This window comes from Parapedobacter pyrenivorans, assembly GCF_014636865.1.
GTDB classification, from domain to species: domain Bacteria; phylum Bacteroidota; class Bacteroidia; order Sphingobacteriales; family Sphingobacteriaceae; genus Parapedobacter; species Parapedobacter pyrenivorans.
On sequence record NZ_BMER01000002.1, the window covers coordinates 124528 to 138534 of the forward strand.

Here is a 14007-nt window from a genome sequence, read left to right on the forward strand (position 1 = left end):
TTATGTCACACCACCACGACGATCAAAATAATTTCCGCTTGCACACGCCAGCGTTTGATAAGCTGAATAAGCAGCTGGACCGGCGTAATTTCCTAACGAAAACGTCCCTTGGGATCGGGGCGCTGGCGCTGGGATCCTTAATTGGAAAGAGCTGGGCCTCCGGCACTGGAGCAGCACCTGCTGCTGCTTCAAACACTGCCATGGATGAGGTCATCAACGCTTTACCGCATTTTGCACCAAAGGCAAAGCGGATCATCTACCTGTTTATGAGCGGTGGGCCTTCCCAGATCGAAACATTTGATTACAAGCCGGCACTCGTCGATCTATACGGCCAAGACCTTCCCGCATCCGTTCGCCAGGGACAGCGCCTTACCGCCATGAGCGCAAACCAGAGCAAATTCCCAATGGTTCCGTCGCTCTACAAATTCAACCAGCACGGCAAGAATGGCACGTGGGTCAGCGAGCTGCTTCCCCATACGGCCAAGGTGGTCGATGACCTTTGTGTCATTAAATCATTGCATACCGAGCACATCAACCACGATCCTGCCATTACGTTTTTCCAAACCGGAAATCAGCTTCCGGGAAGACCGTCGATCGGCTCCTGGCTTAGTTATGGATTAGGTACCGATAACCAAAACCTGCCCGCATTCATCGTGCTGGTGTCCAAAAATGCACCAAAAGACCAGCCCTTGTACACCCGATTGTGGGGCAATGGTTTTCTTCCATCTGAGTATCAAGGTGTCGAATTCAGAGCAGGCAAAGACCCCGTTCTTTACCTCAATAACCCCGAAGGTTACGATGGATCGGATCGGCATGAAATGCTCAACTACCTCAACCGCCTCAATAAGCTACAAAACAGTGCCTATGGCGACCCAGAAGTAGACGCACGGATTGCCCAATACGAAATGGCCTACCGTATGCAGACCTCCGTGCCGGATGTAATGAGTGTGACTGATGAACCCAACGAGGTGTTTGAGCTTTACGGTCCCGAAAGCCGCGACGCTGGCACCTATGCTGCCAATTGCCTCCTAGCGCGGAAGCTATTGGAGAAAGATGTGAAGTTTGTTCAGCTGTATCATCAGGGGTGGGATCATCATGGCGGGCTCCCCGCCGGCATCGAAAATCAATGCCGGCAAACCGATCAGCCTACCGCTGCGCTGATTACCGACCTCAAACGACGGGGATTGCTTGAAGACACCCTGGTCATCTGGGGCGGCGAATTTGGCCGTACCGTATATTCACAGGGGCAACTCGCCCCGACTAATTATGGGCGCGACCACCATCCACGATGCTTTACCATGTGGATGGCTGGAGCGGGTGTCAAAGCAGGCATTTCCTATGGAGAGACAGACGATTTCAGTTACAACATTGTCAAAGATGCCGTACACGTACACGATTTTCAAGCGACATTGCTACACCTAATGGGCGTGGATCACGAGCGGCTCACCTACAAATTCCAGGGACGAAGGTTTAGGCTCACGGATACGCATGGCAATGTACTCAAAGACATCCTTACCTGACTATTATAGTGCATGTTAGATTTCCTTATTTTTTCGGGTAGACTGCACCCGGTTGTCGTTCACCTTCCGATCGGATTTTTGATATTAGCCGTTTTGCTAGACGTAGCTGCGTGGAAGGTGCGTTTCCAGTACCTACGGCAGGCCGTACCGTTTGTACTGTTCGTCGGTTTCATCTCGGCTGTTGTCGCGTGTCTGTTGGGGTACCTTCTTTCACTGTCGGGCGATTACGACGCTGTGCTGCTAGAGCGGCACAAACTTTCTGGTATCGCGCTGGCGGTGTGTGCCGGCATCCTGCTCGTGATTCGCTTGCAGATAACCAGCTTTTCCCCGCGGCTGTTTTCGGGCTTACTCGTTGGGATGCTGGTGCTCATCAGCTACAGTGGCCACCAAGGCGGTAACCTTACCCATGGCAGCGATTACCTAAGCATGCAAACACTGCTTGAAGAGGAGCGGGAGAAACCCGTCTCACCATCGGTAGCTCTCCTCTATGAAGACGTGGTGCATCCCGTACTCCAGCAAAAATGTGGGCAATGCCACCGATCTGGAAAAAGGAAGGGTGAATTCTCGTTATCCAGCCATACCGAACTCATAGCAGGGGGCAAGAGTGGACCAGCCATTGTACCGGGCAAACTGGCCGAAAGCGAACTGTACCGCCGAATTACCCTCGACCCGGCACATGAAGAATTCATGCCTACTGATGGCAAACCGCCACTTACCGAAGACGAAACCGCGCTGATCGCGTATTGGATCGAGCAAGCTGGCGCAGCAACCAGTAAGTCGATGGGGGTACTCCAGGCAAACGACACGCTGCTCGTGCAAGTAGCAAGCGTACTGGGTCTGGAAAGCAGATTAATACCGTCCTCTTCATCCGGCAATGGCGACTATAACCACATCCCCCCTTCCTTGGATATGGCACTGGTAGAAGCGCTACGCAACAAGGGGTTGAATGTCCGCATTAACCTCCACCAACCCGTTGTGCTAGACGTTACCTTGCCAGACCACGCTGGATTGAAAGCGGCAGACTTCCAGAAGGAATTAATGGGCGTAGGCCTCCACGTTGTTTGGCTAAATCTTTCCGATAATGATCTCACTGATGACGATCTGGCATTCTTAAAAGAGCTCCCTAATCTTGAAAAGCTCCGGTTAGAAAATAATCCGATAACAGACGGCATTGCAGACCATCTCAAAAACATGCCGCATTTAGAAGCGCTCAACCTCAATGCCACCCAGGTAACCGCCGCAGGCGTCCGCAAATTGAAAGAAAACCCGAAGTTGGCGCGCATTTTTACTTGGAATCCCGGAGATTCCTAAGTGCCCCCCGGGGCTGATCAAGGTTTATTTCATGATCGGTTGATCAAGGGATTTGTGACAATAATCCAAGCACTTCCTGATCGCCGCCAAGGTATCGCTACCTTCATACTCATATTCGACAAACGCAGGTATCGGCCACTGCTTGCGCTGAATCAACTGCAGGATTGCCGCCAGCGGTGTATTGCCGGTACCGAAAGGCACACGAGCTCCCTGATCCTTCAAGCGATCCTTCAGGTGAATGCTGAAAATACGCGCATGATGCTCCGCGATGAATGCCAACGGATCATATCCAGCCGCTGTGAAATGGCCCGTATCGAGGTTGATACCGATGTAGTCGGAGCGCTCCGATAGTCCGCTAAAAAAGCTCTCCGGTGTTGCAAACTCATTGGGGTCACGTACATTCGCATGGTTGTGCAGGCCTACCCGGATGCCGTATCGCTGGGCATAATTGTCGACCCTGGGCATCACCTTCACGGTAGCCGAGCTGTTAATCGTATCCGCACCCAAGGCCTTGGCTATTCGGAAAGCCAGTTCCAGGTCGTGTTCGCTTATCCCATCTTTGAACGTGGCGTTGTACGCCATAATCCGGATACCGGCCTGCCCAAGCCTTTCGCCGATTTCACGCATTTCGCCCATCTCGACGGTATTACGCCAATTCGCGAGCCCCTTTCGGTTTTCGGCCTGCTGCTCGGGCGAAAGGCCGCGCTGCCAGCGGCATTCCCAAGGCTCAACATGGCCTTCCCACAACTCACAGTGGGCGATGCCTAATTGGCTCATCGCGGTCACTGCCTCGCGCAACGGGCGATCCCGCAGGCTATAGGTCTGCAATCCGATAATGGGGTGGCCGGTATTCCAACCGGCCACCCCCAGTACCGCTCCCCATAGCGATCGCCCCAACATCAGCTGGGCACTCCCCGTGAGCAGCAGTTTCGCCATTAATCGCCTATTCATCAGCGGTCAGCTTAGGAGGTTCACGTTGCGAGTCCGCATCCCACGCGGCCTGCACAGCCATCCCCGCCTCCGTCGCCAAATCAGATTCGAGCATGGCCACGCCACTGGCCACCAAAGCAAGGTATCCCGCATGCAGCTCACCCCGCGAAATCCGACCGCTGGTATACGCCCGGTCTAGCTCAAACGACGTACCGCGGGCAGGCGTTACGCCAACTTCCTGGATACCAACAACCACTGCCGGATCTTTCGGCGGCTTGTGCCCCACAAAAGCCACAATGTTTTCCATCGGCACGCCCGCTGCCTGAAACGCCGCCAGTGCCTCCAATGAAGGTACCATCACTTCCATCATGATCTCCGGATCATAACGGTATACCGCGGCTGCATCTTCTACACTATACACAATCAACATCGCGTGCGCCTTCGCATTTTGCATTACGAGCAGCCTGGCCCGTTCAAGCGCCGGTATCCCTTTCTGGTCAAGTATCAATACCGTCTTTCCCTTGGCCCATTGGAGTGCTTCGGCCAAGGTATTTACGGCGAAAGGGGTGGTCCGGCCGTCTACATCTTTCAGGTAGAGCTGGCGCAGTTCGGCAAGGGTGTAATCAATAACCTTACCCCGGCCGGTCGTCATGCGCGACAGCGTATCGTCGTGCAATAGTACCACCTGCCCATCTTTGGTATAGCGTGGGTCCACCTCCATAAACGCTGGGGTATACGAAAGCGTCCGGGCGAACGTATGGATGCTGTTTTCGGGGTAACCGGGTGCCGCACCACCACGGTGGGCGCTGATCAGTACCGGCCGATCGGCCTGATACCTCAGAAAGGCCTTCAGCGCATTGGGGTGTTGGAAGTCCATGGTATGCATCGGTTCCTGCGCATTGCCTGGCGATGCACCGGCCAGCAGCATCGTAATTACGATCGGCCAGAAAATATAGTTAAAAATTGAATCGTGTCGTTTCATGATCAAGGATTTGGATTACTTTGAGGCGTGTCTGGATTCCAGGCTGGCCATGCCGCCCGCTTCCGCGTGGCAAAGTATTGCTCCGCCCGGCTCACCAATTCGGGGTGTTGCATGGCGAGGTTGTGCTGTTCGGATCTGTCGGCATAGAGGTCATACAATTCAATGAGACTTTGCCCTTTATGCGCCCGTGTATCCTTGCGGATGGCTTTCCAACGCCCAAATCGGACGGCCTGTTCACCACGGCGCTCCATAAATTCCCAGTAGAGAAATGTACGTCCCTGCTGCTTGGTGTAGTCACCACGCAGCACCGGCCAGAATGAGATACCGTTGATGCCCGCAGGAGTAGAGGCTCCGCCGGCTTCAAGGAATGTGGGCAGCAAGTCCCAGACGGCCAGGGGGTGGTCAGACCGGCTTCCGGCGGGGATTTTCCCCGGCCAGGCCGCGATAAACGGCACGCGGATACCACCCTCGTGGAGCGACCCTTTGCGGCCGCGTAGTCCGCCGCTCGCATCGAAGAAATCGGGATCGGCGCCACCACCGGTAGCCGCTCCATTATCCGACGTGAACACAATCAACGTCTTGTCAAGCAATCCATTTTCTTCCAGCGCCTGAACCAATTGCCCCACGTACGTGTCGAGCAATGTAATCATCGCCGCGTAGGTCTCGCGTGGAGTCGCATTGGGCAGGTATCCCGGCCCGGTATAAGGCTTGTCGTCAAACTTTCCCCGGTAGGGTACGAGTGCACGTTCCGGCACCTGCAGTGCCATGTGTGGCAACGTATACGCCATCTCCAGAAAAAACGGGCGGTCGCGGTGGTTGCGGATAAAACGCAATGCCTCTGCCGTCATGGTATCGCAAGCGTACACCGTACCGCGGTAGTCCGCGTAGCTTGCCGGGTCGTTCGGGTCGGCACCCTCCGGCAGCCGCTGGTGTGCACTGGGCACCGCACCGGGAAGTGCCTCGCGTACCCCATTACGCCACAGATGTTCGGGATAGTAGTTGTGCGCCTGTTTTTGATCAAGGTACCCGTAAAAAAAGTCAACCCCCTGGTTATGGGGTTCGCCGGTTGAACCTGGTCCACCCAGCCCCCACTTGCCGATCAGCGCCGTGGTATAGCCTACAGCTTGGAGCGCCGTTCCCATCGTCAGGGTATTAGCCTGCAGTGGAAGTTGTCCGAATTCCTCCCAGTTCTCGAAACTGCCCAGTTCCAGGTTACCCCGTATCAGTCCATCGCCGGTATGCATGCCGGTCATCAAACTGCCGCGGGTCGGTGCGCAAACCGAATTGGCATAAAAATCCGTCAGCATCATCCCATTGCGTGCCAACTTGTCGAGGTTCGGCGTCTGGATGAGCTGCTGTCCGAACGCACCGATGCTACCATAGCCCAGGTCGTCCGCTAGGATAAAAACGATATTGGGCTTAGCCGGCTGCTGCGCGTCAACCTGCAGTGCTCCGCCCATCAAGAGGAGGAGCACCGCCAGCAAGCCAGGACCAAATCTGTAGTTCATATCATGTTTTTGCATGGCGTCAATAGTTATTCTGTTCCAGTTTCGGGTTCTGGTCAATGGCATCCTGCGGTATCGGCATCAGGTAGTTCTTGGCCGGATTGAAAGTGATGGTCCGTACATTGACTTTTTCATAGGTGAGGTTATCACCGCTGCCCGTGATTTTCATGCCCCTTACCGGCTGACTGAAAACTTCCTCTGCCGTACGCCAGCGCAGCAGATCATAGAAGTACTTGCCTTCGAAGGCCAGCTCAACCCGACGCTCCCGGCGGATACGATTGCGCATTTCCGACTGGGATAGTCCTTCAGGCAAATCGGGCAGGTTGCCCCGTTTACGCAGCGCATTGATGGCATCGTAAATGCTTTGGTCTGGCCCATTTGCCTCGTTTTGCGCCTCGGCGTAATTGAGTAGTACCTCCGCATACCGGTAGATCACCGCGTTCGAACCATTCAGGTTGTTATTCAACGGCATCAACGTCGGGTCAAGCAATTTGCGGAGCCCGTAGCCTGTCGGGTTGCCGTTTCCGGAAACGGTAGGCGTGAATTCGTTGTAATTGTTGGGTATGCCCAGTCGCGTATAATACGTACGGCCCTGCCATTGCACCCCATCGTGCAGAATGGTGGCATAAAACCGCTCATCGCGGTTATCGTACGGCTTTTCCGAATCAAACGCCGATGAACCCTCAGCTTCGGTTTTGCCGTCTGTAAACTCAAACTGGTCCACGAGGTTTTGCGAAGGCGACATGGCCGACCAGCCCGATCCTTTTTCCGCCCACAGCACCCCCCAAAACTGGTGAGTGCGTAGGTGTCGGATTACCGGTGCGTACTGTACATCGAAAATGATTTCCTCGTTGTTTTCATTTTCCGGTAGAAATATTCTGCCGAAGTCAGGGAATAGGCGATATAACTCCGATTCCATGATGGCCTTGTTGGTCTCCGCAGCTTCCTGCCATTGGCCTGCATACAACTGCGTAGCCCCTTTCAGCGTCATTGCCGCACCCCAGGTGGCGCGGCCGACATCGGCACCGCTCCAGGACTCCGGCAAATCCACCGCAGCCAGATCGATCTGCTCCACCAAGAAGGCGACGCATTCTTCATACGTATTCCGCGGCCGGAAAATTTCGTCACCCTGGGTGGTATTGTCCAGCACATCTACGATGAGCGGTACACCCCCATAGAGGTCGACCAGCGTCTTGTAGAAATGTGCCCGGAGGAAAATGGCCTGGGCCACCAGTACCTTTTTCTGACTTTCGTCAAAAGACGCTTGCCCTACCTTTTCGATAAACAGGTTACATTTGCGAATGTTGGCATACATCCGCTCCCAAGTCTGGTCAAATATCGGATTTGCCGGTCCATAGCTATTGTTATCGAACAATTGGCGCGAAGGGATACCGGCTACCGGGCCGGACACAGCATTATCCGTAAAATTGTCAAGCGGATCATTACTGATCTGGCTGGGCAGGTGCAGCCACGTGCCAACGATGGGCCCAGCATTGAGTGCATCGTAGATATCGTTCAATACAAAGCTCGCCGTGGTTGGCGATTCCCAAACAATGGCATCGCTCAGGCGGTCGCTGGGCAAAATTTCGAGTGCGTTCTCACTGCAAGCGCCAGTGCACAGCAGCGCAGCAGCGAATATATAATGTGTTGGTTTCATCTTCGTTATGGTGAAAGTCATTGTCCAATTAAAAATTAAGCGATAAACCGAGCGTATATACCTTCTGCTGGAAGTAGTAGCGTGCGCGGTTTTGGCTCATTTCCGGATCGATGTGTTTAAATGACGAAAACGTCAGCAAATTCTGGCCCGACAGTGATAAGCGGGCCTGTTTTACGGCCAGCCGCGCAAGTACCGACTGCGGGATGGAATAGCCCAGCTCCAGTGTTTTCAGTCGCAGGTATGAACCACTCCGTATCCAGAAGGAGGATATCTGCTCGTTGTTAGTCACCGGCGCAGGCGTAAGGCGTGGAAAAGCCGCATCCGTATTTTCTGGCGACCAATAATCGAGCTGGTAGTGTGCCATGGTCGCCCCGTTGAAAAACGGATAGGCCAGGTCGCCCGCCAAGTACAGGCTGGCATTGCCCGCTCCTTGGAACAGCGCGTGTAGGTCGAACCCTTTCCAAGCCAGCATGGTGTTGATGCCGTAGACAATTTCCGGGAACTGTGGCTTACCGATGGCTGTTTCATCATGGATATCGATGCGACCATCACCATTCAGGTCGCTATACTTGATATCCCCGGGGTATACCCGTCCGTAGGTAGGCACGGGCAATCCTTCCTGCAAGTTGCCTTCGCCATCGAAATCCGCCTCCTGGTACAGTCCATCATCTTGCAGCCCGAAGCGGGTATTCCACGGCTTACCGGTGCGGCGGCGGTTCGGATTTTCGTAGGTTGCCTGGTTTTCAAAGGTCTGGACGACCTCGTTGCTGGCGTATGAGAAGTTGCCGCCCACCTGGAATGCCAACCCGCCGCTCGTGTTGTGCTTGTAGTCTACGCTAAATTCCAATCCACGGCCTTCCATTTCGCCCGCGTTGATTTCCGAAATACCGATGCCATACTCAGACGGCACCGTGGTGGCGGGCGGGATTAGCATACCCGAGCGGCGCTCAAAGAACACGTCAAAGGTGGCCGAAAGTTTATTTCGGAAAAAGTGAGCATCCAATCCTACATCGGTCTTGAGTGCGGTTTCCCACGTGATATTGGGGTTGGCCTGCGCCCGTTCGAAGATACCCTGCACCTGTGTCGGGTTGGTACCGCCAAACACGTATCCACTCCGGATGCCATACGCCGTGAGGTACTGGAAAGCGGAACCTGCCAGATTACCTGATTTACCATGCGATGCCCGTAGCTTCAGCTCACTGAGCCAATCTACCCGATCCTTCAGGAAGTTTTCCTCGGATATCCGCCATCCAGCGGAAAACGCCGGAAAAAACGCATAGCGCTTGCCGGGAGCAAAATAGTAATGTCCATCGTAACGACCTGAAACGCCGAGCAGATAGCGGTCGTTAAACGCGTAGTTGAGCCGGTATACCCAGCCTTCCTGTGCCCATTGTGCAGACCAGCCGCCGTTGTCGAAATCGGCGCGGTCGCTACTGCCCTGTCCAATTTCATCGAGCGGCACCGTATAGTTGATACGCGATGCGCTCAGTCCGCCATCGGTACCTTTCCGGTTCTCATAAACCACGAGCCCATCGATGTTGTGACGGCCTACGGTTTTCTTATACGTGGCGTACAGTTGAATGGTCTGCGCGTAGCGCTCGTCTACCCCCTGCTCCAGTGTAGGCAGGTTGGGGCCGGTCTGTAGCGGCACGAAATCGTTGTTGCCGTCGAGCCCATAGAAGGTAAGCGGCAAGCTCCAGGTTTTGTTTGTGTCAAATACTTTCCGGTAAGCGTAGACACCACGCAGGGTGAGCCCATCGGCAAAAGGTATTCGTTGTTCGATTTCCGCGCGCAGGTTGGTCACGTTGTTGCGTTCGCGGTCGTATCCGCTGTCGTAAATCGATGGAAGCACTGCATGTGCCGGAAGGCCGTTGCCGTATTGGATCGGAAATATGGATGGCGTTTCCTTCGCCGTTGAAAAGAGCGACGCCGGTTCAACTCCGGCAGGTGCATCGCTCGCGCCGGCCACCAGGTTCACGTCAATCAGAAATTTCGTTGTTTTGGTCACATCGGCATCTACATTGGCCGTTACATTATAACGCTTATAATCAATGGTGTTGACCACCCCTTCCTGCTCCAGATAGCCGCCGCTACCAAAAAACCGGATGCGCTCGCTTCCCCCGGTGAATGACAGTGAGTGCTTCGTCATCGGCGTATGCTTGCGTACCAGCTGGCCTACCCAGTCGGTATTCGGAAAGCGATCGGGGTCCGAGCCGTTCCGGTAAAATTCCAGTGCCTCGGCATCAAAAGGCTCCGGATTGCCTACGTTGGCGTTCGCCAAGTTGAGCGTGGATGCATAATCGAAGGCGTTGAGGTAGGTAGGAATCGCCGTAGGTGTCTGATAACCATAGTACCCGTTGTAGGCGAAGGAAAAATTGCCCGCCTTGCCCCGTTTGGTGGTAACGAGCACCACCCCGTTTGCCCCCGCCAGGCCATAAGGCGCTACCGCCGCCGCATCCTTGAGCACAGTCACCGTTTCGATGTCGTCTACATTGAGCAGGTTATAATCCATGGGCACGCCATCTACCAATACCAGCGGCGCGGCGCTTCCCGTCGTGTTTATGCCCCTTATTTGGATGGTCGCTTCGTCATCGCCGGGTGCCCCTGAGTTATTGCGGGCGAGCACGCCGGATACACGGCCAGCCAGCGAGCTGCTCACGTTGGCCACTGGCGCACGCGCTAGCTCCGTCCCCCCTACCGAGGCGATGGCACCGGTCACATCCGCTTTTCGCTGGGTACCATAGCCCACCACCACCACGTCGTCCATACTGATGACCTGCTGCTGCAGGATCACAGCTACAGTTTCCTTACCCGATATGTGTATTTCCTGCGAAAGGTATCCCGTATAAGAAACCACTAGCACCGCATCCTGCGGCAACCCCACGAATTGAAATTGGCCGTCGGCATCCGTAATCACATTGCGTTCGCCTCCTTTGTGGCGTACGGTGGCACCCACCAAGGGTTGCCCTTCCGCATCGCGTACTACGCCACTCACGGGTTGTTGCACCGGCTCGGCGTCAGCCCGGCTTTCCCGGGGTGCTTCTTTAATGACGACGGCATTGTCGGCGATCGAAAACGTGAGCGGTTGTCCTTTAAGGACGGTAGTCAGTACTTCGGGTAGCGGTGCATCCTTTACGCGGATGGTCACCGGTGGCACCGTCTTTATCAGTTTAGCGTCATAGAAAAAATCGTACCCCGATTGCTGCCGTATCTTTTCGATCAGCTGGCGCAGTGGAATATGCTGCTCATTCAGCGTCAGGGGCTGCGCATGCGTACGGGCAGCGACCTGCAGTATGGCAATCAGAACAAAAATCAACGTAGCTTTCATGATTAGCAAGCATTTTCGGTACAGCGGTAGGGTATCGCGTCGCGTACCGAATGAATATAAATTCATATCTTTGGATGTTTGAAGTGAAATAAATTGTTCGCAATCGATTTAAGGAAACTTCCAAGCATTTGCCCCGGGGGCGCGCCAACGCTTCCGGGTTTTTGGTTTCTTTCCCTGTATGTCACTATTTTCTCATCACGGTGACCCTCCTTCCTTTTTCTGCTGATTGTTCGATTCGGAACGTCAATTGATCCGTCCGTTCCATAATATTTAAAATAGTGGATATGCGCTCGGCTTTAGAGACCATGCCGCCAAAGGTAAGGTCGCTGAAGTCGCCCACATAGTCGATATCCGCATCGTACCATCGTGCCAGTTCATCCATAATATCACGGACGGGCGTCTCTTCGAAATAAAAATACCCGTTTTGCCAAGCCATCACCTTTTCGATGTTTGCCTGCACCACGGTGAATGATCCGTCGGTACCTACAACGGCCTGTTCGCCTGGCTTCAATACGCGACTGGATGCGCTATGATTGAATGCCACCGCACCTTCCAGCAGCGCTGTTTCCAGCGGCTGGTTATCATATGCGCGGACATTGAAACGCGTACCGAGTACATTCACCTCAGCATCGCGTACATGCACTACGAATGGATGGTTAGCATCATGCGCCACCTCGAAGTAAGCCTCGCCAACGAGTTCCACTCGGCGTTGGGCGCCATGAAAACTGACCGGATACGTCAAGCGGGAGTCCGCGTTGAGCCAAACGCGCGTACCATCTGGCAGTGTGAGTGCGTAGCGACCTCCACGGGGCACGACCAGTTGATTGGGAGGGCTTTCAGCAGAAGGCTGTTGCCCTGAGTAGACAACCGAGCCATCTTCCTCTTTACGAATTGTTACCCCATCCTGTGTGGCCAGCAACCCCTCCTGTTGTTCATCCAACAGGATCGCCCTCCCATCGGCCAAGATCAGCTGTGCCCGATCGCTGCCCGGTTCCAAGTCGGCCATCACCGGAGCCGTCACCATGGTCGGCCCGGCGCGATCTACCCACCACCATGCGCCGGCTAAGCAGCATACCAACGCTAGCGAAGCCGCTACGTAGTGCCAAGAGCGAAGTGAATACAGGCGACCCGGGTTTGGCCGTATGCCCCTATCGATGAGCGCTTTCATCCGTTTTTTCCGCTGTTGCTTATTGGCATCCGAAAACGGCAAGACATGCTGATCTTCACGCGCATCGTGCTTATGGCGAAATGCTTCTTCATCCAAGCGGTAATCGCCAAGAAACTGCTTCAGGATGCGTATGAATCGCTTATTATCGCGCATGCAGGAATCTCCTTTTTCTTTAAAGACAACGCCGTCCAGAAAAGTCCCATCGATTTTTTTAATTTTTTCCTAGTAACAAAAATTTGCATGCTATTGAATTAACGTTTATCATTGTACCATACCCAATTGTAATCCGCCGCGGTACGCTGGCCCGATTTAGCGTTATACGAAGAGGAAACTGAGTTCGGTTTTTTAACATTTTGTTAACAGCAAGTATAAGCGCAATGGACAGTTTTGCAAAGATGGCTTTTAATAGATCAACGGACGATGAAGACAGGCGGCTGTGGCAACTGATCCAGACAGCAAGTTGCCATACCGCTTTTGATCGCCTTTACGAAAAGTACTGGGAGTATGTCTTAGCACTCGCCTTTGCCCGTACGAAAGACCTGGATTTGGCGGAAGACATCACCCAAGGGCTTTTTCTCCGACTTTGGGAAAAGCGGCAGTCGCTGGATATCGCCAATATCCAAAGCTACCTCTTCATTGCAGTAAGGAATGGCGTCCTCAACTGGCTCAAGGCTGAGCAGCGGAAATATCCGTTGGCCGAAACCTTAACAGCACTCCAGGAAGCAGGTACCGAAAGTGACCATACGGTGTTGTACCGGGAGCTGCTTGCGCTGCACGACCAGTTGGTCGACCGATTCACGCCCGCCCAACAGGAAATCTATCTGATGCGGTTTAACGAGGATCTGACAACCAAAGAAATTGCCAGCCGACTGGGTATATCGCGCAAGACCGTGCAAAACCAGCTAAATCTTTGTGTCACGAAGCTACGGAAAGCGCTTGGGGTGCTAACCACGCTTTTCTGAATCCACTTCCTCTTTGCCCCCCTTTCCACTGTTGCTGCTGTTCACGAGCCATGTTCGCTACCGCCAATCCTCGGCTTCCAACACGAATACTTCGTCTACTGTAGTATCAAATATCTTGGCAATTTTCAGGGCCAGCAACGTAGATGGCACGAATTTTCCGATTTCGATGGAATTGATGGTTTGTCTGGACACGTTCACCCGGTCTGCCAACTCAGCCTGTGTGATATTGAGTTTGGCGCGCTCTACCTTGATTGTATTTTTCATCGCTATCCGTTTTGCTATGCGATGTGCAACCGGATGTTATAGATGATCAATGCCAAGGCAAATACCAGGATCAAGAAATGGTTGATGGCCACCAGTTGCACGTTGATCACTTGGTGATCGTAAAGATTGGTGCTTAGCAACGAGATTGCGTAACCGATAATCAGCGCCATCTGGGTAGAAGACGCCTTCAGCGTTGCGGACCGCTCGTCTTCCCTCGTCTCGTGACTGATGAAAAGGATAAACAACCCGGCAAGTAACAGCATTTCTGACCCGCGCGAGCCGTCGTTTGTTAATACTAGTATCCCGATCAGCACCGCTGCAAGACCAAATACTTTCACCGCGCCCTTCAATACGTTGTTCTTCATTTTCATCTTTAAATA

General features: G+C 53.8%; 11 protein-coding genes. 3 read left to right on the plus strand and 8 right to left on the minus strand.

The window, feature by feature from the left end; genetic code table 11:
* Positions 1–2 precede the first annotated feature (2 nt).
* Together IEV98_RS12400 and IEV98_RS12405 are read left to right on the plus strand one after the other, a co-directional pair.
* Positions 3–1520: a DUF1501 domain-containing protein gene (locus IEV98_RS12400; protein ID WP_188506326.1), complete on the plus strand. Its 1518-nt coding sequence runs from the start codon at positions 3–5 to the stop codon at positions 1518–1520.
* Between the two features lie 12 nt (positions 1521–1532).
* A complete protein-coding gene (locus IEV98_RS12405; protein WP_188506327.1) occupies positions 1533–2831 on the plus strand; it encodes a c-type cytochrome domain-containing protein in 1299 nt (432 codons plus the stop codon).
* Between the two features lie 24 nt (positions 2832–2855).
* Here the strand turns inward: IEV98_RS12405 and IEV98_RS12410 are convergent, their stop codons facing one another.
* The 6 genes from IEV98_RS12410 to IEV98_RS12435 form a co-directional block, all read right to left on the minus strand.
* Positions 2856–3782: a sugar phosphate isomerase/epimerase family protein gene (locus IEV98_RS12410; RefSeq protein WP_188506328.1), complete on the minus strand. Its 927-nt coding sequence runs from the start codon at positions 3780–3782 to the stop codon at positions 2856–2858.
* The gene (locus IEV98_RS12415; RefSeq protein WP_188506329.1) at positions 3775–4743 is read right to left on the minus strand and encodes a glycerophosphodiester phosphodiesterase family protein; all 969 of its coding nucleotides are present in this window, start codon (positions 4741–4743) and stop codon (positions 3775–3777) included. Before IEV98_RS12415 ends, IEV98_RS12410 begins: the two co-directional genes overlap by 8 nt.
* Positions 4744–4745: 2 nt before the next feature.
* On the minus strand, positions 4746–6251 hold the full coding sequence (locus IEV98_RS12420; protein WP_188506330.1) for an arylsulfatase: 1506 nt from the start codon (positions 6249–6251) through the stop codon (positions 4746–4748).
* Between the two features lie 19 nt (positions 6252–6270).
* Positions 6271–7905: a RagB/SusD family nutrient uptake outer membrane protein gene (locus tag IEV98_RS12425; protein ID WP_188506331.1), complete on the minus strand. Its 1635-nt coding sequence runs from the start codon at positions 7903–7905 to the stop codon at positions 6271–6273.
* 28 nt (positions 7906–7933) lie between these two features.
* Positions 7934–11299 carry a TonB-dependent receptor gene (locus IEV98_RS12430; protein WP_188506332.1) on the minus strand — a complete coding sequence of 1122 codons (3366 nt, stop codon included), beginning with the start codon at positions 11297–11299 and terminating at the stop codon, positions 7934–7936.
* A gap of 118 nt (positions 11300–11417) precedes the next feature.
* Positions 11418–12554 (minus strand): FecR family protein, encoded by a 1137-nt coding sequence (locus IEV98_RS12435; RefSeq protein ID WP_188506333.1) that lies wholly within the window; start codon positions 12552–12554, stop codon positions 11418–11420.
* A gap of 242 nt (positions 12555–12796) precedes the next feature.
* Between IEV98_RS12435 and IEV98_RS12440 the strand changes: the two genes are divergently transcribed.
* Positions 12797–13363 carry a sigma-70 family RNA polymerase sigma factor gene (locus IEV98_RS12440; protein WP_188506334.1) on the plus strand — a complete coding sequence of 189 codons (567 nt, stop codon included), beginning with the start codon at positions 12797–12799 and terminating at the stop codon, positions 13361–13363.
* A 57-nt stretch (positions 13364–13420) separates the two neighbouring features.
* Here the strand turns inward: IEV98_RS12440 and IEV98_RS12445 are convergent, their stop codons facing one another.
* Both IEV98_RS12445 and IEV98_RS12450 read right to left on the minus strand, forming a co-directional pair.
* Entirely contained in the window at positions 13421–13627 is a 207-nt protein-coding gene (locus IEV98_RS12445) for a helix-turn-helix transcriptional regulator (RefSeq protein ID WP_188506335.1), read from the minus strand.
* A 14-nt stretch (positions 13628–13641) separates the two neighbouring features.
* Positions 13642–13992 (minus strand): hypothetical protein, encoded by a 351-nt coding sequence (locus IEV98_RS12450; RefSeq protein ID WP_229738724.1) that lies wholly within the window; start codon positions 13990–13992, stop codon positions 13642–13644.
* Positions 13993–14007 lie beyond the last annotated feature (15 nt).